Here is a 21715-nt window from a genome sequence, read left to right as displayed (position 1 = left end):
CATCCCGCTCTGAACGCCCACTCGATCTTATCCATAAATCGATAATGATTTCAGCAGGCACTCACGCGTCCGCGGACCGGTGTCGCGCCGGCTTATTTGAGCACCGTGAAGCCCTGCGCCTCAAAGAGCGCTGCCGCCTTGGCCGACCTGACAAACGCGATGTAGGCGGCCGCGTCGGCACTCTTGCTGTCGGCCGTAATAGCAATCGGGTAGGTGATCGGCGGATGACTGTCCTCCGGGAACGTGCCCACCACCTTGACGCCCGGATCGGCGACCGCATCGGTCTGGTAGACGATGCCATAGGGCGCCTCGCCACGCGACACCAGGAGAAGTGCCGCCCGCACGCTTTCCGCGCCCGCCACCTTCTGTTCGACCGCCGGCCAGATCCCGAGCTTCTCCAGTGCCGCCTTGCCGTATTTGCCGGCCGGAACCGAGTCGACGGCGCCCATCGCCAGGCGGGCGTCGCCGATGAGAGCAGCGAGATCAAAACCGGGTTTGATATCGACGGCTGTCGAATCCGGCTTTGCGGAAACGAGGACGAGGCGGTTGCCGAGCAGGTTAGAGCGCGTGTCTGTTTTGATCAGCTTCTTGTCGGCGAGGTAGTCCATCCAGGCAAGGTCGGCAGAGATGAAGACGTCTGCGGGCGCGCCTTGTTCGATCTGCTTCGCAAGGGCCGAGCTTGCGGCGTAGGAAGCGGTCGCTTGCCCACCGCTTTGCTTGGTCCACTCGGCGTTGATCGCGTCGAGCGCGTTCTTCAGGCTCGCCGCCGCGAAAACGGTTACCTTTTCAGCCGCTTGCGCTGGACCGGGTGCCGTGGCCGTCAGGGCCATGCCCAAGACCAGCACCAGTCCCTTGAGCCAGTGTCTTCTTCCCCTCTGCATTCGTGCCTCCATCGGTCGTGATATTTCCAAGGATATAACGATTTGCTCTACTGGTTAGCGTTATATTTTGAGAAATACAATGCTCTTCGAGCCGCCTAATCAGAACGGTGAATGCAACAACGAAATCCGTGGGGGACGAGTTGCAGCGCCCGCTCAGCGGCTTAAATTTCTGGCCGACGCGAAATGAGGCTGGATATGGAACCGACGATCAGGCTCGAGGAAACCTGGAAGACCGCATTGGCCCCGGAATTCTCAAGCGCCTACATGGGCGAACTCAAGCGCTTCCTGCTTGGGGAAAAGAACGAGGGGCGGCAGATCTTCCCGAGGGGCAGCGAATATTTTCGCGCGCTCGATTTGACGCCGCTCGACAAGGTGCGTGTCGTCATCCTCGGCCAGGATCCCTACCACGGCGACGGGCAGGCGCACGGGCTTTGCTTCAGCGTGCGGCCAGGCGTGCGCACGCCACCGTCGCTCGTCAATATCTACAAGGAGCTCCGGGACGATCTCGGCATACCGCCCGCCCGCCACGGCTTCCTGGAGAGCTGGGCACGCCAGGGCGTGCTGCTCCTGAACAGCGTGTTGACGGTCGAACGGGGACGGGCGGCCTCGCACCAGGGGCGCGGCTGGGAGCGTTTCACCGACGCCGTCATCCGGGTGATCAACGAGCAGCAGCAACCGGTTGTCTTCATGCTATGGGGCTCCTACGCGCAAAGAAAGGCCGCCTTTGTCGATCAATCGCGGCATCTCGTGCTGAAGGCAGCGCACCCTTCTCCGCTCTCCGCACATTCGGGCTTTCTCGGTTGCCGACATTTCTCGAAGGCGAATGATTTCCTCGTCTCCAAGGGCTTCGATCCGATTGACTGGCGGTTGCCGGAAACCCCGGAGCTTGTCGACGGTCTGTGAGCTCAATCGCTCGGACTGACGCGGTCCCGCCGGCGCCTGTCGCTGACAAACCTTGCGCCGCTGCCTCCTTTCGGCGAAAGACTGCCCCACGACCAACGTGAGGCGGAAGAAGATGCGGCATATCCTGATTATCGGCATCGGTGCGGGCAATCCCGAACACGTGACCATTCAGGCAATCAACGCCCTCAACAAGGCCGACGTGCTGTTCATCCCGACCAAGGGGGCGAAGAAGACCGAGCTTGCCGAGGTCCGCCGCGAAATATGCGCGCGCTACGTGACGAGAAGCGACAGCCGCACGGTCGAGTTCGCCGTGCCGGTGCGCCAGACCGAGGGGCGGAGCTATAGCGGCAGCGTCGACGACTGGCACGGAAGCATTGCCGCGATCCATGAGGCACTGCTGCTCGGCGAGCTCGCCGAAGGCCAGACCGGTGCCTTCCTGGTCTGGGGCGACCCGATGCTTTACGACAGCACGATCCGCATTGTGGATCGCGTAAAAGCGCGAGGCCATGTGGCTTTCGATTTCGAAGTCGTTCCCGGTATAACCAGCCTTCAGGCGCTCTGCGCCAGCCACCGCATCCCGCTCAATCTCGTCGGCAAGCCGGTCGAGATCACCACCGGCAGGCGGCTGGCCGAAAGTTTTCCGGACAAGAGCCAAACGGCGGTGGTCATGCTCGACGGGGAGCAGGCGTTCGAGAAGATCGACGATCCGGACGCCGCCATCTACTGGGGCGCCTATCTTGGCACGCCGGACGAGATCATCATCTCCGGCCGTCTCGCGGACGTGAAGGAGGAGATCCTCAGGGTGCGGGCCGCGGCGCGGCAGCGCATCGGCTGGATCATGGATATCTACCTGCTGCGCAAAGGCGCCGATTTCGACGAGTAAATCACCGCGGGCGCGACAGCGATCTCGCTTGCTCTTTGATCTCTCTCAAAGCGCGCACCTGTGATATAGCGTCCATCGAGAGCGGCGGGGACCCTTACCTGGTGCCGGGAGGATCGACCAAAGCAATGACAAGCTGTGCCACGCCCAGATCAGACGGGGCCGACGCATCCATGCGGCGGGGCGCTTGTCCGTCGCTTGCGAAGCCGATGCAGACCGGCGACGGATTGCTGGTCCGGCTGCGGCCCGCGACCGGCCGCTTGACACCAGCGGAACTGCGGGCGCTTGCGGTCGCCGCGGAGCAGTTCGGCAATGGCATCCTGGAAGTGACGGCGCGGGGCAACCTGCAGGTCCGGGGCCTGACAGCAGCAAACGTCGACGGCCTCGCATCCGCAATCGGCGAAGCAGGCATTGTGGTCGCCGACGGCGTCGCGATTGAAATGCCGCCACTTGCGGGGATCGATACGGACGAGATCGCCGATCCCCGTCCGCTGGCGCTGGCGCTGCGCGAAGCGATCGCCGCGCTCGATCCGCCTCTCAAGCTCGCGCCGAAGCTCTCGATCATCATCGACGGCGGCGGCCGCTTTCATCTCGACAACATCGTTGCCGACCTGCGTTTGAAGGCGGTGAAAACGGATGACGACGTGGCCTGGCTGCTTTCGCTAGGCGGCACGGCGGGCACGGCGCAGCCGGTCGCACTGCTCGATGGGCACGAAGCCGTTTCCGGCCTGCTTGCCGTTCTCCGCAGGCTTGCCGCCATGGGTGATGCCGCGCGTGGCCGTGATCTCGATGCGGCGGTGGTGGAAAACGAATTGGCCGGCGGAGCGTATTCGCCGGCGACGTCGATCCTGGCGATGGAACCGGCCGTGCCGGTTGCCGGGCTGCACACGCTTGCCGACGGCGCCACCGTGCTTGGCGTGGGCTTCGCCTACGCCCAGGCCGATGCGGCCAGCCTGACGGCTCTCCTGCACAAGGCCGAGGAACTGGGTGCGGCTGAGATCCGGCTTGCGCCGGGACACGGGCTGTTCGTGCTCGGACTCGATCATGAAACCGCTGCGATAATGCAAGGCCTCGCGTTCTCGTTGGGCTTTCGCATCGCCCCGGACGATCCGCGCAACCATATCGCCACCTGCGCCGGCACGGGAGCCTGCGCATCCGCACTGATGGAAACCAAAGCCGTGGCACGGGTCATGGTCGATGCCGCGCCCGAACTGCTCGACGGTTCGTTGACCGTGCATCTCTCCGGCTGTCCCAAGGGATGCGCGCGACCATCATCTGCGGAGCTGACGCTTGTCGGTGCGCCATCAGGATATGCGCTTGTCGTAAATGGTACTGCTTCCGTCGCGCCGAGCGCCTACACGGATGCGAATGGAATAAAATCCGCGTTCGCGCATCTCGGTGCGCTGGTCAAGGAAAACAAAGACGCTGGCGAATCGGCGCGGTCCTGTCTTACACGGCTCGGGGCCGCGCGCATCGCCGCCGCGTTTGAACAGGGATAGAAATGCCGGACTACGACTATATTCGCGATGGCAACGCCATCTATGAGCGTTCCTTTGCGATCATCCGGGCGGAGGCCGATCTTTCCGGCTTTTCCGAGGAGGAAGCCGATCTCGCCGTGCGCATGGTGCATGCCTGCGGCTCGGTCGAGGCCGCACGCCAATTCGTCTTCTCGCCGGACTTCGTCTCCGCAGCGCGCACCGCGCTGAAGAACGGCGCACCGATCTTCTGCGACGCGGAAATGGTGGCGCATGGCGTGACGCGCGCGCGGCTGCCGGCGGGCAACGACGTCATCTGCGCGCTTCGCGATCCGCGAACGGTCGCGCTCGCGGCCGAGATCGGCAATACGCGCTCTGCGGCCGCGCTGAAACTCTGGGGCGAACGGATGGCCGGCTCCGTCGTTGCGATCGGCAACGCGCCGACAGCGCTTTTCTACCTGCTCGAAATGCTGCGTGACGGCGCGCCGAAGCCGGCGGCGATCCTCGGCATGCCGGTCGGCTTCGTCGGCGCGGCGGAATCGAAGGACGCGCTTGCCGAAAACTCGTATGGCGTCCCCTTCGCGATCGTGCGCGGCCGTCTTGGCGGCAGCGCAATGACGGCCGCGGCGCTCAACTCACTCGCGAGGCCGGGCCTGTGAGCGCGGTCGAGATGGGCAGATTGATCGGCGTCGGCACCGGTCCGGGTGATCCCGAGCTCCTGACGGTGAAGGCGGTGCGGGCGCTCGGCGAGGCGGATGTCGTCGCTTATTTCGCCAAGGCGGGGCGCAACGGCAATGGTCGTGCGGTGGTCGAGGGCTTGCTGAAGCCGGGCCTCGTCGAGCTGCCGCTCTACTATCCGGTGACGACCGAGATCGACAAGGACGACTGCGCCTACAAGAGCCAGATCACCGATTTCTACAATGCCTCCGCCGAGGCTGTTGCGGCGCATCTTATCGCCGGGCGCACGGTCGCCGTGCTCAGCGAAGGCGACCCGCTCTTCTATGGGTCCTACATGCACCTGCATGTGCGGCTCGCCGGCCGCTTCCCGGTCGAAGTCATTCCGGGCATCACCGCCATGTCCGGCTGCTGGTCGCTGGCAGGACTGCCGCTCGTCCAGGGCGATGATGTCCTTTCGGTTCTGCCCGGGACGATGGGCGAGGGCGAGCTTCAGCGCCGGCTTGCCGATACCGAGGCCGCAGTGATCATGAAGGTCGGCCGCAACCTGCCGAAAATCCGCCGGGCGCTTGCCGCCGCCGGCAGGCTCGACGCAGCCGTTTATGTCGAACGCGGCACGATGAAGGATTCCGCGATGATCCCGCTTGGCGAGAAGCCCGACGACGCGGCACCCTATTTCTCACTGGTGCTCGTCCCGGGATGGACGGACCGGCCCCGGGAGGACAGGCGATGACCGGCAAGCTTTTCATCGTCGGCACGGGTCCCGGCAATCCGGCGCAGATGACGCCCGAGACACGCGAGGCGATTTCCGCCGCGACCGAGTTCTTCGGCTATGGCCCCTATCTCGACCGTCTCGATCTCAGGGCCGACCAGCACCGCATCGCCTCCGACAATCGCGAGGAACTGGACCGGGCCCAGGCGGCGCTCGTGCGCGCGGCGGCGGGCGCCGATGTCTGCGTTGTTTCGGGCGGCGATCCTGGCATCTTCGCCATGGCGGCCGCCGTCTGCGAGGCGATCGACAATGGCCCCGCGGAATGGCGCAAGGTCGATCTGGTGATCACGCCGGGCGTGACCGCCATGCTGGCCGTCGCCGCCCGGATCGGCGCGCCGCTCGGGCATGACTTCTGCGCCATGTCGCTGTCCGACAACCTGAAACCCTGGGAGGTGATCACGAAAAGGCTGCGGCTTGCCGCCGAGGCTGGGCTGGTGATCGCGCTCTACAACCCGATCAGCAAGACAAGGCCGTGGCAGCTCGGAGAGGCTTTCGCCATCCTGCGGCAGGTTCTGCCTCCTCACGTCCCGGTGATCTTCGGCCGCGCGGCCGGCCGCCCCGATGAGCGCATCACAGTGATGCCGCTCGGCGAGGCCGATGCCAACCGCGCCGACATGGCGACCTGCGTGATCATCGGCTCTCCGGAAACTCGCATCGTGCCGCGCGACGGCAAGCCCGATCTCGTCTATACGCCGCGGTCCTTTACCGGGGAAAGCCTCTGATGGATGCGTTCGAGCGCCTCATCGCAATCGCCGACCGACGGCACGTCGGCGGGCTTGTGGCGCTCGACCATGATCACTTCGATCCCGAGCTTGCGTGCGGCGGCGATCTTGCCATAGGTCGCGGTGCCGCCGCTGTTCTTGGCGACGACGACGTCGATGCCATGCTCCTCGAGGAGGTCGATCTCGTCCGCTTCCGCGAAAGGACCACAGGCAAGAATTGCGGTGACGTCGGGCAGGGCGAGCGGCGGCGTCACGGGGTCTACGCTGCGAACGACGTACCGATGTTCCGGGGCCTTCTCGAAGTGGAACGCGTCCTGCCGGCCGATCGCCAGGAAAACGCGGCGCGGCGCCCCACCGAGTGCGGACACGGCCTCGGCCACGCTCTCGACGCGCGTCCAGCGGTCTCCGCGTTCAAGCTCCCAGGCGGGGCGGCGGAGCGCAAAAATGGGCGTTCCGGTCGTCGCCGCCGCCGCGGCGGCATTGTGAGATATGCGGGCGGCGAAGGGGTGCGTCGCATCGATCAGCAGCGCGACATTCTCCGCCTTGAGGAAGGCGGCAAGCCCGTCTGCGCCGCCGAAACCGCCGACGCGGGTCGCCAGTGGTTGCGGGCGCGGGTCGGCGGTGCGGCCTGCGAGCGAGATGGCCGCATCGTAGCGAGGATCGGCCGCAAGACGCTCGGCCAGTTGCCGCGCCTCGGTCGTGCCGCCGAGGATCAGAATGCGAGGTCTGTCCATGGCTGACATGTCGAACAGCGCTTCGGCCATCGTCGCCCCCTGGTTGGTGATCATCGGTATCGGTGAGGATGGTGTAGCGGGTCTCGGCGACGAGGCCAAGCGGCTGATTGCGACTGCGCCGGTCGTCTTCGGCGGAGCCCGGCATATCGAGCTTGCGGCCTCCCTGATAACGGGCGAGTGCCAAGCCTGGCAGAACCCCTTTGAAAAATCGGTCGAGGCGATCGTTGCAAGGCGGGGCAGCCCCGTCGTCGTGCTCGCTTCCGGCGATCCCTTCCTCTTCGGCGTCGGCGCCACGCTTGCCCGCCGGATCGATGCCATCGAAATGCGCACCCTTCCTGCACCATCGTCCTTCAGCCTAGCGGCGTCACGGCTCGGCTGGGCATTGCAGGACGTGGCGACGGTTTCGCTGCACGGGCGCCCGCTCGATCTCATCCGGCCGCATCTGCAGCCAGGCGCCCGTATTTTGGCGCTGACTTCGGATGCATGTGGTCCGAAGGCGCTCTCCGCGCTGCTTTGCGATAGCGGATTCGGTCAATCCCGACTTAGCGTTTTGGAAGCGCTGGGTGGCGAACGCGAACGTATCTCGCGGCAGATCGCATCGAGCTTCGCCCTCGAAGACCTGCATTCCTTGAACGTCTGCGCGATTGAAGTCGTTGCCGACGCGACCGCGCGGGTGTTGCCGCTCGCCGCCGGTCTCGACGATGCCCTGTTCGAGCATGACGGCCAGATCACCAAGCGTGAGGTCCGTGCCTTGACGCTGTCGGCGCTGGCTCCGCGCAAGGGCGAGTTGTTGTGGGATATCGGCGCCGGTTCCGGCTCCATCGCCATCGAATGGATGCTGGCGGACCCGGCGATGCGCGCTATCGCCATCGAGGCCTCGCCCGAGCGTGCCGCGCGTATCGGGCGCAATGCGGCGCGCTTCGGTGTGCCCGGGCTGGCGGTGATCGAAGGCGGAGCGCCGGAGGCGCTTCGTGGCCTTGCGTCGCCCGACGTGATCTTCATCGGCGGTGGCGGCAGCGAGCCCGGTGTGATGGACAGCGCGATCGCTGCGCTTCGCCCTGGCGGACGACTGGTGGCGAATGCGGTGACGACGGAAATGGAGGCCGTTCTCATCGCGCAGCATGCCCGGCTTGGCGGCTCGCTGATCCGGATCGATATCGCTCGGGCCTCACCGGTCGGAACGATGACCGGCTGGCGACCGGCGATGCCGGTCACCCAATGGTCCTGGGTCAAGGCGGAATAAGCGACCACAGCGCGCGGTCTTGCGCCGCTCTCAGGGCGAGCGAATTTAAAAGGATAGGATATGACGGTTCATTTCATCGGCGCGGGTCCGGGTGCGGCAGATCTGATTACAGTCAGGGGCAGGGACCTGATTGGCCGCTGCCCGGTCTGCCTCTATGCCGGCTCGATCGTGTCGCCCGAGCTTCTGCAGTATTGCCCACCCGGCGCTCGCATCGTCGATACCGCGCCGATGTCGCTCGATGAGATCGAAGCGGAATATGTCCGCGCCGCAGAGGCCGGCGAGGACGTGGCTCGACTGCATTCGGGCGATCTTTCCGTCTGGAGCGCGGTCGCCGAACAGATCCGCCGGCTCGAGAGGCACGGCATTGCCTACACCATGACGCCCGGTGTGCCGGCTTTCGCGGCGGCCGCCGCAACGCTCGGCCGGGAGCTCACAATTCCGGCCGTGGCGCAAAGCCTGGTGCTGACTCGTGTTTCCGGCCGCGCCTCGCCGATGCCGAATAGCGAGACGCTTGCCGCTTTCGGCGCCACGGGCTCGACGCTGGCGATCCACCTGGCGATCCATGCGCTCGACCGGGTCGTCGAGGAGTTGACGCCGCTCTACGGCGCCGATTGCCCAGTTGCGATCGTCGTCAAGGCGTCCTGGCCGGACGAGCGGGTCCTGCGCGGCACGCTCGGCGATATCGCCGCCAGGGTCGCGCTCGAGCCGATCGAACGCACGGCGCTGATCTTCGTTGGCCCCGGCCTCGAAGCTGCGGACTTCCGCGAGAGTTCGCTCTACGACCCCGCCTATCAGCGCCGCTTTCGCGGCCGCGAATAGAGCGGGATGAGGAAAAGTGCGTGCGGCTTTCCGCGCGCGTCCCGCTCCAACTTGTTAGGTTCAATCAGTCGGCGCTTTTCTCGCTTTCCGGCTTGTGCTTGCGCGGCACGCCGTTTCGTTCTTCAAAGCGGTCGCGATAGAGCGCCGCCTGGCCAAGCAGCGCCAGTGTCACCGGCGTCGTCACCATGATGAAGAAGATGATCAGCAACTCGTGGAAGATCCAGCGGCTTTGCAGCACGGCGAAGCAGAGCATCGACGCCAGGCAGATCAGGATCGTGCCGCCGCTGGTCGCTATTGTCGGGGCGTGCAGGCGTTCGTAGAAGTCGGAAAGGCGCAGCAGACCGAGCGAACCGATCAGCGTCATCGTCGCCCCGAAAAGCAGCAAACCGCAGACGGTGAAGGCGGCCCAGGTCGGCAGGTCCGTCAGGTGGCTCATTCGATCACCTCGCCGCGCATCAGGAATTTGGCGAAGGCGATCGAAGAGACGAAGCCGATCAGCGCTATGATCAATGCGGTCTCGAAATAGATCGTGTTCGCACTGCGAATGCCGAAGGAGAGCAGCATCAGCATCGCGTTGATGTAGAGCGTATCGAGCGCGAGGATCCTGTCCTGCGCGCGTGGCCCCCTGGCGATGCGATAAAGTGCGCAGCCCATCGCCACGCCGAGCATGACCTGGGAGAGGAGCACTGACCAGGTGATCGCAAGCTCAGTCATTGGAAGATCTCCTTCAACGCCGCTTCGTAACGCTTGACCGTCCCGCGCCAGATCTCCTCGTTCTGCAGGTCCAGCACATGGAAAAGCAAGGTCTTCTGGTGGCGATCGTATTCGAGCCATGCCGTCCCGGGGGTCGCCGTCATGATGCAGGCCAGCAGCGCGAGGGCGTTCTCATCTTCGAGATCGAGGTCGACGGTCAGAAAGCCCGCATTCGCGGGGTAGCGGCGTGCGCGCAGGATGATCGAAGCAACGGCGATGTTTGAGCGGACGATGTCGGCGATGACCTCAAGAGCGAAGCCAGCCGCACGCCCGATGCGGTGTAGATGCGATCTTGTGGGGTGCAGCTTGAGCGTCACCCAGCCGAGCACCATACCGAGAACGAGGCCGATGAGGATCGAGCCAGGCGCCAGCGACTGGTTCAGAAGCAACCACATGACCAGCAGCACGGTCGACAGCAGCGGATAGGGAAACCAGGTGCGCATTGTTATTGCCCCCCCGCCCTTGGCGCGGAAAGAACACGCTCGCTCTGGAGCAACGGATTGAGCAGGTCGTCAGCGGTTGCCTGCATGTAGCGCATGGCGGGCCCGGCCTGAAGGCTCAGGAAGACGCAGGCGGCAAGCAGAACGAGAACGGGCGTGATCTCGATGACGAAGACCCGCGGTACCGTGCCCTCGATCGAGGCCCAGAAGGTGCGGATGCCGATGCGGTTCATCGCGATCATGGCGGCGAGCCCCGACACGATGAGAAGCACGACGTAGGTCCAATCGGCGGCGGACATCGCGGTTGTAAGATCGCTGCCCGGCACGTCGAAGAGGCCGCGCAGGATCGCGAATTTGGCGATGAATCCGGACAAGGGCGGCAGGCCCGAAAGGAGCACGGCACAGAGGCAGAAGCAGAGGCCGAGAACGGCCATGGTCCCCGGTATCGCGGCGCCGACCTCTTCCTCTTCTTCATCCTCATCGAAGTCGCCATAGGCTTCCATCGTCACCGCCAGAACGTCGGCGCCGGCATCGCGGCCGCGGTCGACGAGTTCGATGAGCAGGAAGAAGGCGGAGATCGTGAGTGTCGAGCTGACGAGGTAGAAGAGGGCGCCGGCGAGCATCCCTGCATGGCCGAGGCCGATCGCCGCAAGCAGCGTTCCGGAGGAGACGAGAACCGAATAGCCGGCAAGCCTGCCCATCGCCTGCGAGGCGAGCACGCCGATCGCGCCGAACGCGATCGTCAGCATGCCGCCGGCAACGAGCCACTCCTGGCCGAAACCCGCCGAAGGCCCGGCGGCCGCACCGAAGATGAGGAAGTGCAGGCGGACGATCACGTAGATGCCGACCTTGGTCAGAATGGCAAAGACCGCAGCGACCGGCGGCGTCGCGGCCGCGTAGGCCGGCGGCAGCCAGAAGCTCAGCGGCCACATGCCGGCCTTGACGAGAAAGGCGATGCCGAGGATCGCGGCGCCGGTTTCGACGAGTTGCCGGTTCTCAGGCGTAAGCGTTGCGAGCTTCGTGGCAAGGTCGGCCATGTTGAGCGTGCCGGTGACGCCATAGATCAGGCTGACGCCGATGAGGAACAGCGACGAGGCGGCAAGATTGATCGCGATATAGTGCAAACCAGCCTTGACGCGCACGGGGCCGGAGCCGTGCAGCAGCAGGCCATAAGATGCGGCCAGCATCATTTCGAAGAAAACGAAGAGATTGAAGATGTCGCCCGTCAGAAAGGCGCCGTTGAGACCGGCGACGAGAAGCTGGAACAGCGAATGGAAATGGTGGCCAGCCGTGTGCCAGCGCGCCATGGAATAGACCTGGGCGGCAAGCGCCAGACCTGCCGTCAGGCAGAGCATCAGCGCGGACAAACGGTCGAGCACGAGAACGATGCCGAAGGGAGCCGGCCAGTTGCCAAGCTGATAGATGCCGGTCTCCGGCAGGTTGCCGGCGCTCGCGGCAATGCGCATGAGAATCGTGGCGACAACGAAGACGATGAGCGTTGAGCCGAAGCCGAAGAGACCCTTCAGCATCCGGTTGCGCTCGTCGATCGGGATCAGCGCCGCGCCGACGGCGAGCGGCAGCAGGATCGGGATGATGAGAAGGTGATGCAGCCAATCAATCATGGCGCTGCTCCCTTCCGTCGACATGGTCGGTACCGGTGAAGCCGCGCGAGGCAAGCAGCACGACGAGGAAGAGCGCCGTCATCGCAAAGCCGATGACGATCGCGGTCAGCACCAGCGCCTGCGTTACGGGATCCGTATACTGGGCAAGGTCGCCGACGCCGCCCGCGTCGAGCACCGGGGGCGCGTTCACGCGCAGCCGCCCCATGCCGAAGATGAACAGATTGACGGCATAGGAGAGCAGTGAGAGACCGATGATGACCTGGTAGGTACGCGGCCTCAGCAACAAATAGACGCCCGAAGCGGTCAGCGCACCGATCCCCGCGGAAAGAATGAGTTCCATTACCGAACCCCCTCCTTTTCGGCGCGCACTGCCCGCATGTGGGCGCGCGGCGCGCGGACAGACTGGTGGGCCAATGCAATGAGGATCAGCACCGTGGCTCCAAGAACCAGCGAAAAGACACCGAGATCGAAGAGGATGGCGCTCGCAAGCGGGAACTTGCCGACGATCGGCAATGTTGCATATTGCGCGTGCGAGGTGAGGAACGGATAGCCGAAGAGCCACGATCCGGCGCCGGTCGCGGTTGCGACCAGAATGCCGATGCTCATCCACCGCAGCGGGTGGATGCGCAACCTCTCCTCGACCCAACGCGTGCCGCCCGACATATATTGCAGGATGAAGCCGATCGACATGGCGATGCCGGCCGCGAAACCGCCGCCCGGCAGGTCGTGTCCGCGCAGGAAGAGGTAGGCCGCCAGCAGCCCGGTGATGGGGAACATCCACCGCATGATGACGGAGGGCACGAAGAGGTACTCGGCGACGCTGTCGCCGGCTGCACGGTCCGGGTGGTCGTCGTCGAAGGCGTTCTGCACCCGCTGCTGTTCCGGGGCCTCCAGACTGTCGGCCTGCGGACGGAAGCGCAAGAGAAGCGCAAAGACCGTCAAGGCGACGATGCAGAGCACGGCGATCTCGCCAAGCGTGTCGAAGCCGCGGAAGTCGACGAGGATGACGTTGACGACGTTGGTGCCGCCGCCCTCCGTGTAGGCACGTTCGAGGAAATAGCTGGCGATTGTTTCCGGCAGTGGTCGCGTCATGACCGTGTAGGAGATGAGCATCACCCCACCGCCGGCCAGGATCGCGAGAATGAAGTCGCGCAGCCGCCTGAGGCGGATGCGGAAGGGAAGATCCTCCGCATCATCGGGCTGCTCGATGCGCTTCGGCAGCCAGCGCAATCCGAGCAGGATCAGCACGGTGGTGACGATTTCCACCAGAAGTTGGGTTACCGCGAGGTCTGGTGCGGAAAGCCAGGCGAAGGTGATGCAGGTGACGAGCCCCGCGCCGCCGAGCAGTACGAGCGATGCGAGTCGATGATACTTCGCCTGGTAAGCCGCGCCGACGGCGCAGGCGATGCCGATCACCCAGAGCAGTGCGAAGGCCGGATCGATGCCGTGTATGACGAGCGGCGGAAGCTTGAAGCCGCCGAGCACAAGCGGTAACGCCCCGGCTGAGAGTGCAAGGAGAACGACGAAGCACATCTGCGGCTGCAGGCGGCGCGTGCCGAGCCGCTGCTCCAGCGAGCGGGCCCACTTCCATGAAAGCGTCACCAGCACGCGTTCGAAGATTCGTTGACCCTGGAGCAGGCGGAAGACCGGCGGGCCTTCGACACTGGTCGCAAGGTAGGAACGCATCAAGAAATAGAGGCCGACCCCGCCCGACAGCGCCACGAAGCTCATGATCAGCGGGACGTTCAGGCCGTGCCAGACGGCAAGGCTGTATTGCGGTGTGCGATCGCCGAGGATCGAAACGACGGCCGTATGCAGGAATGGACCAATCGTCTGCGCGGGAATGATGCCGACGACAAGGCAGGCAAGCACGAGGAAGTCCACCGGCGCGCGCATCCAGCGCGGCGGTTCGTGGGGCTTCTTGGGCAGGTCCTGCGGCATGGGGCCATAGAAGACGCCGTGAATGAAGCGCAGGGAATAGGTGACGGCAAACATGCTCGCGATCGTCGCGACATAGGGTGTTATCGTATCGAGCGTGTTGATGAGATGCGTCTCGATCGCCTCGGCGAAGAACATCTCCTTGGAAAGAAAGCCATTGAGTAGCGGCACGCCGGCCATTGCCGCGCTTGCCACCATTGCAAGCGTGGCGGTGATCGGCATGTAGTGGAAGAGACCGCTCAGCCTTCGCATATCGCGCGTGCCGGTTTCGTGATCGATGATGCCCGCCGCCATGAACAGCGAAGCCTTGAAGGTCGCGTGATTGACGATGTGGAAGACCGCGGCGACGGCTGCCAGCGGGCTGCCGAGGCTTAGCAGCACGGTGATAAGCCCCAGATGACTGATCGTCGAATAGGCGAGGAGCCCCTTCAGATCCTGCTGGAAGATCGCGAAATAGGCGCCGAGCAAGAGGGTCGTGAGCCCGGCGAGGCCGACGATCCAGAACCAGGCCTCGGTGCCGGCCATCACCGGCCACAGCCGCGCGAGCAGGAAGACGCCGGCCTTCACCATCGTCGCCGAATGTAGGTAGGCGGAGACCGGCGTCGGCGCAGCCATCGCGTGCGGCAGCCAGAAATGGAAGGGAAACTGCGCGCTCTTCGTGAGGGCGCCGAGCAGCAGAAGGATAAGGACGGTCAAGTAAAGCGGGTGGTTGCGGATCGCGTCGCCGGAGGCGAGAACGACGTCGAGATCGTAGCTCCCGACGATCCGGCCCATGATCAGCAATCCGACCAGCATGCAAAGCCCGCCCATGCCGGTCATCGTCAGCGCTATGCGCGCGCCGTCGCGGGCGTGTGCATTGTGGTGCCAGTAGCCGATCAGCAGGAAGGAGACGATGCTCGTCAGCTCCCAGAACACCGCAAGCAGGATGAGGTTGCCGGAAAGGACGACGCCGAGCATTGATGCCATGAAGGCGAGGAACAGCGCGAAGAAGCGCGGGACCGGGTCCTCGGCAGCCATGTAGTAGCGGGCATAAAGGACGACGAGAACGCCGATCGCCGTGATCAGCGCCGAAAACAGCCAGGCGAAGCCGTCCATCCGCAGCGTGAAGTTGAGCCCGAGCTCGGGGATCCAGTCGAGCTGATAACGCAGCACCCCGCCGGAAGCGACGAAGGGATAGAGCCCCGCGGTCACCAGAAAGCAGACAAGGGCGATCGCACCTGCGAACCAGGCCGTGGCACCGCGCTGATCGGACGGAAAGAAGATTGCAATGAGGCTTCCCGCAAAAGGCGCGAGAATGAAAACAGGCAGCAATTTTCCCGCGTATTCTATCGTTCCGTTCCCCTCGTTGGGTATGTTGGAGAGTGGGACCAGGGGTCCCGCAGGAGTGTCGCTTAAAGGCGACCACCGCAAACGATGCCCGGATCATCCGCGAAGCGGCAAAGGCATATGTTTTTATGACTTTTTTCCGGGCGACTGCCAAGCCTTGCGGAAAGAAAAACGCACCAATGCGGCGACGTTTTCGGCATGTCTACGCGGCCTGCCAGCGGCGCTCGAAAACGAAGGTGGCGAGATCGTTGGCATTCATCGGCCGGGCGAAGGCGTAGCCCTGCAGCCCGTGGCAGCCCAAGTCCTTGAGGATACGGGCATGCTCCAGCGTCTCGACGCCTTCGGCGATCACCTCGATGCCGAGCGAGGTGCCGATGTCGATGATCGATTCGACGAGCCGTCGCTGCGCCGGCGAGGTCAGGATCGGCACGATCAACTGACGATCGATCTTCAGCCGGCGCGGCGTCAGTTTCGTAAGGCTGAGAATGGAGGCGTAGCCGGTTCCGAAATCGTCGATCTCGATGTCGATTCCCAGTTCCTTGATGCGCTCGATGTTCGAGAGCACCGTCACGTCGTTTTCATCGAAGGAGATCGATTCGAGCAGTTCGAAGGAGAGCCGCCCTTCCGGTATCCGCATCTGCTTGAGGCGCTCGATCAGGCCGTCGTCGCGCAGCCGCGGATAAGAGAGATTGACCGAGACTTTCGGGATGCGGATGCCGTTCGCTTCCCACCTCCAGATCTGGAACAGCGCCTGTTCCAGGATTTTCTGGTCGATCAATGCGACGACGTTGATATCTTCCGCTGTCTTGAGGAACGCGTGCGGGCTGAGCAGTCCCTTGGTCGGGTGATCCCACCGCACCAGCGCTTCGACGCCGATGACGTCGAGGGAGGTCGGGCAGAATTGCGGCTGGAAATGCGCGATAAATTCGTTCCGCTCAAGACCGCGAAGGATTTCGTCGGCGGTCTGCTTGGTCTGGAACACCGCGGTCTTCAGCGCGCCGGTGAAGGTCTCGTGCCTGTTGCGGCCGCGGCGCTTGGCCTCGTAAAGCGCGATGTCGGCATTGACGAGAACCTGCGAAAGCTCGTCTTCCGCGAGCGATTGGGCGGCAATACCGATGCTGACGCCGATGCGGCATTCCTGATCCTTGTAGCGGACCGGCACGCTCATCGCTTCGATGACACGTGATGCAAGCCCTCCGTCCTCGTCTTGGCCGTGGCTCTGGCGGATGATCACGAATTCGTCGCCGCCGATACGGGCAACGAAGTCACCCTCGCGCGCATTCCGCCGCAGGAGTTCAGCCGCATGCCTCAGGATTTCGTCGCCGGCAGCATGGCCGAGCGTGTCGTTGATCTGCTTGAAGCGATCGAGATCCATATGAAATATGCTGAGCTTCGCGCGATCGTCGAAATGCTGGCTGCGCTCGGCGAGGATCTGGTCGAGGAAGCGCCGGTTCGGCAGGCCAGTGAGCGGATCGTGCAGCGCGTTGAATTCCATCCGATGGCGCGCCGCTTCCAGTTCGCTGCTGTGGGCTTCGGCAAGCCGCTTGGCCTCGGAAAGCGTGGCTCTCGTTTCGAAATCGGCCGTCACGTCCCAGTTGACGCCGACGATCTTCCTGCGCCCGTCTGCTCCGACGTGGGTGGAGCCGATCGCCCGAATATGGCGCACCTCGCCGCCAGCAAGGCGGATGCGGAACTCGGAATTATAGGCGCCGCCGCTCGCGCGCGCTTCGGCAAACTCCTCTTCGGCGCGTACCAGGTCGTCCGGGTGCAGCGTATTCTTCCAGTCTTCGTAGGTTTCGCGCATCGAATTCCCGATGCCGTAGAGCTCCCTCATCCGGCCGTCCCACAGCAACTTTCCGCTCTCGATATCGAGCTCCCAGATACCGATCTCGGACGTGTCGAGCGCAATCTTCAGCCGATGGGAAAGTTCCTGAAGCTGATCCTTGCTTTGCTTCAGAGCGCGAATGTTCCTCTGGCGCTCGGCCATGAGCCGGCCCGTGAAGAGCATGGGGACGATGATCATCAAGGCGCCGATCGCGATCAGCAGGCGGATCTGCCAGGCGTTGGCAGGCGTGGCCGGCCAACCGCCTTTGGGGATTGCGGCGATGCTCCATGAACCTCCGGGGAGTGATACGCTCATCTCGACCGGGGCCTGGCTGAAGATCGCGGGATCGCCGAAGAAGACCGCTCCCTCGCGTCCGAGGCCGTCGCGACCTGCTATCGCAATGTCGATGCCGAGCGTCGACGAGACGAGGCCGCTGTCGCGATAAAGGCGATCGACATCGATCACCGCCGAAACGACGCCCCAGAAGCGATTGCTGCCGCCACCAAAATCGGTCGACACCGGAAACCGTCCGATCAGGCCCTTGCCGCCCTGGACGAGGTCGACGGGGCCAGCGAGCACCATCTTGCCGGTTTCCCTGACCCGCATCACCGCGGTGCGCTGACTTTCGTTCTTGCGGTAATCGAGCCCGACGACCCTTTCGTTGCCGGAGGTCGGATAGACCATCGATACGACAAGGTCCGGAGCGGCCGCAATGTGGCGCAACTGCGACCGCTCGGTGAAGATGCTGCGGGCAAGTTCGCCGAAGCGCTGTTGCTGCATGCCGGGTTCGGTGGCGATCGTGCCGATCAAGCCGCGAACAAGCTGGAGGTTGCCGTTGATGCTGGATTCGATTCTCGAGCGTATCGGATTGAGCTCGTCCGCCACCAGTGCGCGCTCGCGTGCTTCGGAGATGACCAAATTCTGGTTATCGGCAAGGAATCCCGCGATCACGACAACAAGGGTCGCGATAAAGGTCGGTAAATAGCTCGGTGTCAAAACCCGAGAGAACCAAGGCTCTCCAAGGTTAACGGCACGTTTATCTGACACAAGGTCACCCCAGGACGGTGCATACGGCGAAGAACCGCGGGATGATTACAAATTCTTCTTAACAATTATTGCCGTGCTTCGCTCGATTCTTGCATATCGCGCTTCGTTGTTCGTCATCGCAGTGCCTTCTCCTCGATCATCGCCAGCAATGTTTCGAGCCTGTCGGCGTCCCGCGGCAGTTTATCCGCCCTCAGGCGGGCGATGCGCGGAAAGCGCATCGCGACACCCGACTTGTGCCGGGTCGAGCGATTGAGGCCTTCGAAGGCGACCTCGACGACGAAGCCGGCCTCGGGCTCGGCACGGACAGCTCGTACCGGACCGAAGCGCTCGACCGTATTGTCGCGAACGAAGCGGTCGAGAATTTCGAGTTCGGCATCGGTAAAACCGAAATAGGCCTTGCCGACCGGAACCAAGACTGTTTGCCCGTCGCTCTCCGTCCAGACGCCGAAGGTGAAGTCGGAGTAGTAGCTCGATCGTTTGCCGTGGCCGCGTTGCGCATACATCAGCACCGCGTCGATGTTGAAGGGTTCCCGCTTCCACTTGAACCAGGGTCCCTTCGCCCGGCCGGCGACGTAGGGCGAGTTTAGCCGCTTGAGCATGACGCCTTCGATTACCGGGTCCGGTGGGTTGGCGCGAAGCCGATCGAGTTCCTCCCAGGTCGAGAAGGGGACGAGCGGCGACAGGTCGAAATGCTGCGGCGATGCCGCGTCGATCAGCGCAGCGAGGGCCTGGCGACGGGCTTGGAAAGGTTCGCTCCGGATATCCCGTTCGCCCGAAAAGAGGATGTCGTAGCCGCGAATGAAAGCGGGATAATCCTCGAGCATCTTGCGGTTGACCGTCTTGCGGTTCAGGCGCTGCTGCAAGTCGGCGAAGGTGCCGGTCGCCTGGTTGCTGCGGGCCGTCCCGCCCACCAGCAGTTCGCCGTCGATGACGCCGGTAAAGCCGGCCGCTTCGAGGATTTCCGGAAAGGCGCCGGAAATCTCGTCGCCGCTGCGGGAATAGAGCCGCCGCACGCCGCCGATATTCGCCAGCTGCACGCGGATCCCGTCCCATTTCCACTCGGCGGCGAAGTCCGCCGGATCCAGTCCTTCGAGATCGCCTTCGCCGACCGGTGTCGCGAGCATGACGGCATGAAAGACCGCGGGCGTCTTGAGGACCGGCATGTCCGCTTCGCCGCTGAGCCAGAGAAAAAGCGGCAGATAGGGCGGCGTCAGACCGTGCCAGAGGGTTTCTATCTCGCTGACGTCCTTGCCGCCCATTTCCGCCAGCGCCTGTTTTGCCAGCCGTGCCGAAACGCCGATCCTGAGGCCCCCGGTCACGAGCTTCAGAAACGCGAAGCGGCCCGACGTGTCGAGTTGATCGAGCGTGTCGCGGACAAGCGATCGCACCTCGGACCGGCCCGCCATCTGCAGCCGTTCAACGACCTCTCCGAGCGGAATGTCGGCTGCAACGCGCTCTTGCGGCGGCTCCCACACCAGCGAGACGGTCTCCGCGAGATCACCGACATAGTCATAGGAATAGCGAAACAGCACCTCGTCCATGCGTTCAAGCAGGAGGTCGCGGATCAGTTGGGGCTTGACGGTGTTGAGGCTCAGCGTGCCGGCGATCGCGGCAAGGGCGTAACCGCGGCTAGGGTCGCCGGCCTCGCGAAAATAGTCCGCAAGCAGGCGGATCTTGGCATTTCGCTGCGGCGTTAGAACCAGCCGGTCGAGCAGTTCGGCGAAGGCCTTCATGGCTCTCACTCTCCCTCATCGTCGTAGCCGACGAGGTGAAGCGGACGCGCCGGAATGCCCTGCAATTCGCACCAGCGCACCAGTGCCTCTTCGCGGCCGTGCGTCACCCAGACTTCGGCCGGCGCGATCTCGCGTATCGTTCCCGTGAGTTCTGCCCAGTCGCAGTGATCGGATATGACGAGGGGCAGTTCGACGCCGCGTTGCTTGGCGCGCTGGCGGATGAGCATCCAGCCGGAGGCGAAGACGGCAAGCGGCTCGGCGAAGCGCCGCGCCCAGCGATCGGCAAAGGCGGAGGGCGGGCCGATGACGATGGCGCCGGCCAAATCCTGCCGGCTCTCGCCGGCCAACGTCGCCGGGCGGATTTCGCCGAGATCGATGCCCTCGCTCTGGTAATACTCGCACAACTTGGCGAGCGCGCCGTGGATGTGGATCGGCTCGTCATAGCCCTGCTGGCGCAGGAGGGCGATGACCCTCTGCGCCTTGCCGAGCGCATAGGCGCCGACCATATGGGCCCGCTCTGGAAACTGCCTTAGCGACATCAGCAGTCGGGCGATCTCGGCGCCGTCGTCGGGATGGTGAAAGACCGGAAGGCCGAAGGTCGCCTCGGTGATGAAGACGTCGCAGCGGACCGGCTCGAAAGCCCGGCAGGTCCGATCCGGCCGCCGTTTGTAGTCACCGGAGACGACGATCCGCGTTCCATCCGCCTCGACGGCAATCTGCGCCGAGCCCAGCACATGGCCGGCCGGGTGAAAACGGACGGTCACGCCGTTGACGGTTATCGTTTCGCCGAGCGCGGCGATCTGGCTCGCGCCGCAAAAGCCGTCACCGTAGCGGATGCGCATGATGTCGAGCGTCTCACGAGTCGCGAGCACGTGAGCGTGACCCGCGCGGGCATGATCGGCATGGCCGTGCGTGATGAGCGCCCGTTCGACCGGCTGAATCGGGTCGATGTAGAAGTCGCCTTTCTCGCAGTAGAGTCCCCTGGGGGCGGGGTAAAGCAGGTTGTCCGGTCTCATGCAGACAAAGATAGCCGGCAGAGGCGCGTCTGCCAGCTATGTGGACAAGATTTTCACCGCTCGCGTCTGAGCCGCGCCTTAGGGTTAAAACTCAATCAGCCTATTGATGGCGTTTGATTTTCATGATTCTATTCCGAAATAGCGGAGGTGAGGCATGGGAAGCGAATTCTGGCTAAGTGATCAGCAATGGTCCGTGATCGAACCGCTGCTGCCGAAGAACCGGCCCGGTGCGCGCCGGGTCGATGACCGCCGCGTCATCAGCGGCATTGTCCATGTGTTGCGTGTCGGCTGCCGTTGGCAGGATTGCCCGGCCGTCTATGGCCCGCCAACCACGATTTACAACCGCTTTCATCGCTGGGCCGGCCGCGGCCTGTGGCAGAAGCTGTTTTCGGCCCTGGTCGCGGCCAGTCCATGCGATATGCAGATGATCGACAGTACCACCGCGAAGGTCCATCGCTCCGCCGCCGGTGGAAAAGGGGGGCGCAGACGCAGGCGATTGGTCGCTCCCGCGGCGGCCGGACGACGAAAATCCACGCCGTCGTAGACGGGCGCGGCCGGCCGCTCGGCCTGCAGATCTCGCCGGGGCAGATGGGCGATGTGCGCGCCGCCGTGCCGTTACTCCAGCACCTGCCACCCGCCTATTTCCTCGCCGCCGACACCGCTTACGACAGCGATGCCCTGCGCCAGTATCTGACCGCACGCGGCACCATTCCGGTCATTCCCAACAACCCGACCAGAAAGCGCCGCCATCCCTTCGATGCAACGGCCTATCGCCAGCGCAACGTCATCGAGCGGATGTTCTGCCGTCTCAAGGATTGGCGGCGGATCGCCACCCGCTACGACAAGCTCGCCACAAACTTCCAGGCTGCCGTCCACATCGCCGCTATCATCATCTGGTGGACCAATTGAGT

Annotated in this window: 19 protein-coding genes and 1 pseudogene; 9 read left to right on the top strand and 11 right to left on the bottom strand. The window is 64.0% G+C overall.

The features are described 5' to 3' along the window. Positions 1-92 precede the first annotated feature (92 nt). Positions 93-881 (bottom strand): molybdate ABC transporter substrate-binding protein, encoded by a 789-nt coding sequence (gene modA, locus FKV68_RS18140; protein WP_180939169.1) that lies wholly within the window; start codon positions 879-881, stop codon positions 93-95. Positions 882-1076: 195 nt separating this feature from the next. Between modA and ung the strand changes: the two genes are divergently transcribed. The 6 genes from ung (at position 1077) to FKV68_RS18110 (ending at position 6308) form a co-directional block, all read left to right on the top strand. Beyond that, positions 1077-1784, top strand: coding sequence for a uracil-DNA glycosylase (gene ung, locus FKV68_RS18135; protein ID WP_180939168.1), 708 nt, complete (start codon positions 1077-1079; stop codon positions 1782-1784). 112 nt (positions 1785-1896) lie between these two features. Beyond that, complete coding sequence (gene cobF, locus FKV68_RS18130; protein WP_180939167.1) at positions 1897-2667, top strand: precorrin-6A synthase (deacetylating); 771 nt, start codon at positions 1897-1899, stop codon at positions 2665-2667. A gap of 125 nt (positions 2668-2792) precedes the next feature. Beyond that, positions 2793-4163 (top strand): precorrin-3B synthase, encoded by a 1371-nt coding sequence (cobG, locus tag FKV68_RS18125; protein WP_180939166.1) that lies wholly within the window; start codon positions 2793-2795, stop codon positions 4161-4163. Positions 4164-4165: 2 nt separating this feature from the next. Continuing rightward, positions 4166-4798, top strand: coding sequence for a precorrin-8X methylmutase (locus FKV68_RS18120; protein ID WP_180939165.1), 633 nt, complete (start codon positions 4166-4168; stop codon positions 4796-4798). Further along, a complete protein-coding gene (locus FKV68_RS18115; protein WP_180939164.1) occupies positions 4795-5547 on the top strand; it encodes a precorrin-2 C(20)-methyltransferase in 753 nt (250 codons plus the stop codon). Before FKV68_RS18120 ends, FKV68_RS18115 begins: the two co-directional genes overlap by 4 nt. Then, positions 5544-6308, top strand: coding sequence for a precorrin-3B C(17)-methyltransferase (locus FKV68_RS18110; protein ID WP_180939163.1), 765 nt, complete (start codon positions 5544-5546; stop codon positions 6306-6308). Before FKV68_RS18115 ends, FKV68_RS18110 begins: the two co-directional genes overlap by 4 nt. Here FKV68_RS18110 and FKV68_RS18105 read toward each other — a convergent pair. Continuing rightward, positions 6272-7072, bottom strand: coding sequence for a cobalt-precorrin-6A reductase (locus FKV68_RS18105; RefSeq protein ID WP_180939162.1), 801 nt, complete (start codon positions 7070-7072; stop codon positions 6272-6274). The genes FKV68_RS18110 and FKV68_RS18105 overlap by 37 nt on opposite strands. Between FKV68_RS18105 and cbiE the strand changes: the two genes are divergently transcribed. Beyond that, on the top strand, positions 7050-8285 hold the full coding sequence (gene cbiE / locus FKV68_RS18100) for a precorrin-6y C5,15-methyltransferase (decarboxylating) subunit CbiE (protein ID WP_180941557.1): 1236 nt from the start codon (positions 7050-7052) through the stop codon (positions 8283-8285). The two genes, FKV68_RS18105 and cbiE, sit on opposite strands and share 23 nt — an antisense overlap. 60 nt (positions 8286-8345) lie before the next feature. Beyond that, positions 8346-9104, top strand: coding sequence for a precorrin-4 C(11)-methyltransferase (gene cobM / locus FKV68_RS18095; protein ID WP_180939161.1), 759 nt, complete (start codon positions 8346-8348; stop codon positions 9102-9104). A gap of 64 nt (positions 9105-9168) precedes the next feature. Here cobM and mnhG read toward each other — a convergent pair whose 3' ends face one another. The 9 genes from mnhG to FKV68_RS18050 form a co-directional block, all read right to left on the bottom strand. Next, on the bottom strand, positions 9169-9540 hold the full coding sequence (gene mnhG, locus FKV68_RS18090) for a monovalent cation/H(+) antiporter subunit G (RefSeq protein ID WP_180939160.1): 372 nt from the start codon (positions 9538-9540) through the stop codon (positions 9169-9171). Further along, positions 9537-9818: a K+/H+ antiporter subunit F gene (locus tag FKV68_RS18085; protein WP_180939159.1), complete on the bottom strand. Its 282-nt coding sequence runs from the start codon at positions 9816-9818 to the stop codon at positions 9537-9539. The genes mnhG and FKV68_RS18085 overlap by 4 nt, the downstream gene beginning before the upstream one ends. After that, positions 9815-10300, bottom strand: coding sequence for a Na+/H+ antiporter subunit E (locus FKV68_RS18080; protein ID WP_180939158.1), 486 nt, complete (start codon positions 10298-10300; stop codon positions 9815-9817). The genes FKV68_RS18085 and FKV68_RS18080 overlap by 4 nt, the downstream gene beginning before the upstream one ends. Positions 10301-10302: 2 nt before the next feature. Continuing rightward, positions 10303-11919: a monovalent cation/H+ antiporter subunit D gene (locus FKV68_RS18075; protein ID WP_180939157.1), complete on the bottom strand. Its 1617-nt coding sequence runs from the start codon at positions 11917-11919 to the stop codon at positions 10303-10305. Beyond that, positions 11912-12259 carry a Na+/H+ antiporter subunit C gene (locus tag FKV68_RS18070; RefSeq protein ID WP_180939156.1) on the bottom strand — a complete coding sequence of 116 codons (348 nt, stop codon included), beginning with the start codon at positions 12257-12259 and terminating at the stop codon, positions 11912-11914. The genes FKV68_RS18075 and FKV68_RS18070 overlap by 8 nt, the downstream gene beginning before the upstream one ends. Beyond that, entirely contained in the window at positions 12259-15186 is a 2928-nt protein-coding gene (locus FKV68_RS18065) for a monovalent cation/H+ antiporter subunit A (RefSeq protein WP_342454833.1), read from the bottom strand. The genes FKV68_RS18070 and FKV68_RS18065 overlap by 1 nt, the downstream gene beginning before the upstream one ends. 199 nt (positions 15187-15385) lie before the next feature. Continuing rightward, positions 15386-18055 carry a bifunctional diguanylate cyclase/phosphodiesterase gene (locus tag FKV68_RS18060; RefSeq protein ID WP_180939154.1) on the bottom strand — a complete coding sequence of 890 codons (2670 nt, stop codon included), beginning with the start codon at positions 18053-18055 and terminating at the stop codon, positions 15386-15388. Between the two features lie 113 nt (positions 18056-18168). Then, a complete protein-coding gene (locus FKV68_RS18055; protein ID WP_180939153.1) occupies positions 18169-19788 on the bottom strand; it encodes a cisplatin damage response ATP-dependent DNA ligase in 1620 nt (539 codons plus the stop codon). A 5-nt stretch (positions 19789-19793) separates the two neighbouring features. Beyond that, positions 19794-20804: a ligase-associated DNA damage response exonuclease gene (locus FKV68_RS18050; RefSeq protein WP_180939152.1), complete on the bottom strand. Its 1011-nt coding sequence runs from the start codon at positions 20802-20804 to the stop codon at positions 19794-19796. A 154-nt stretch (positions 20805-20958) separates the two neighbouring features. Here FKV68_RS18050 and FKV68_RS18045 point away from each other — a divergent pair. Continuing rightward, a pseudogene (locus FKV68_RS18045) lies at positions 20959-21713 on the top strand (IS5 family transposase). The last annotated feature ends 2 nt before the right edge of the window (positions 21714-21715 follow it).

The sequence above is a fragment of the Sinorhizobium mexicanum genome (genome assembly GCF_013488225.1).
Taxonomy (GTDB): Bacteria; Pseudomonadota; Alphaproteobacteria; order Rhizobiales; family Rhizobiaceae; genus Sinorhizobium; species Sinorhizobium mexicanum.
The sequence above is the reverse complement of the archived record's forward strand: the minus strand, read 5'-3'. Positions and strand labels throughout refer to the sequence as shown.

What these genes read in the sequence shown, in the direction of transcription:
- modA (WP_180939169.1), bottom strand. Translation starts at nt 881, where the DNA reads ATGCAGAGGGGAAGAAGACACTGGCTCAAGGGACTGGTGCTGGTCTTG.
- ung (WP_180939168.1), top strand. Translation starts at nt 1,077, where the DNA reads ATGGAACCGACGATCAGGCTCGAGGAAACCTGGAAGACCGCATTGGCC.
- cobF (WP_180939167.1), top strand. Translation starts at nt 1,897, where the DNA reads ATGCGGCATATCCTGATTATCGGCATCGGTGCGGGCAATCCCGAACAC.
- cobG (WP_180939166.1), top strand. Translation starts at nt 2,793, where the DNA reads ATGACAAGCTGTGCCACGCCCAGATCAGACGGGGCCGACGCATCCATG.
- FKV68_RS18120 (WP_180939165.1), top strand. Translation starts at nt 4,166, where the DNA reads ATGCCGGACTACGACTATATTCGCGATGGCAACGCCATCTATGAGCGT.
- FKV68_RS18110 (WP_180939163.1), top strand. Translation starts at nt 5,544, where the DNA reads ATGACCGGCAAGCTTTTCATCGTCGGCACGGGTCCCGGCAATCCGGCG.
- cbiE (WP_180941557.1), top strand. Translation starts at nt 7,050, where the DNA reads ATGTCGAACAGCGCTTCGGCCATCGTCGCCCCCTGGTTGGTGATCATC.
- FKV68_RS18105 (WP_180939162.1), bottom strand. Translation starts at nt 7,072, where the DNA reads ATGGCCGAAGCGCTGTTCGACATGTCAGCCATGGACAGACCTCGCATT.
- cobM (WP_180939161.1), top strand. Translation starts at nt 8,346, where the DNA reads ATGACGGTTCATTTCATCGGCGCGGGTCCGGGTGCGGCAGATCTGATT.
- mnhG (WP_180939160.1), bottom strand. Translation starts at nt 9,540, where the DNA reads ATGAGCCACCTGACGGACCTGCCGACCTGGGCCGCCTTCACCGTCTGC.
- FKV68_RS18085 (WP_180939159.1), bottom strand. Translation starts at nt 9,818, where the DNA reads ATGACTGAGCTTGCGATCACCTGGTCAGTGCTCCTCTCCCAGGTCATG.
- FKV68_RS18080 (WP_180939158.1), bottom strand. Translation starts at nt 10,300, where the DNA reads ATGCGCACCTGGTTTCCCTATCCGCTGCTGTCGACCGTGCTGCTGGTC.
- FKV68_RS18075 (WP_180939157.1), bottom strand. Translation starts at nt 11,919, where the DNA reads ATGATTGATTGGCTGCATCACCTTCTCATCATCCCGATCCTGCTGCCG.
- FKV68_RS18070 (WP_180939156.1), bottom strand. Translation starts at nt 12,259, where the DNA reads ATGGAACTCATTCTTTCCGCGGGGATCGGTGCGCTGACCGCTTCGGGC.
- FKV68_RS18055 (WP_180939153.1), bottom strand. Translation starts at nt 19,788, where the DNA reads ATGAAGGCCTTCGCCGAACTGCTCGACCGGCTGGTTCTAACGCCGCAG.
- FKV68_RS18050 (WP_180939152.1), bottom strand. Translation starts at nt 20,804, where the DNA reads ATGAGACCGGACAACCTGCTTTACCCCGCCCCCAGGGGACTCTACTGC.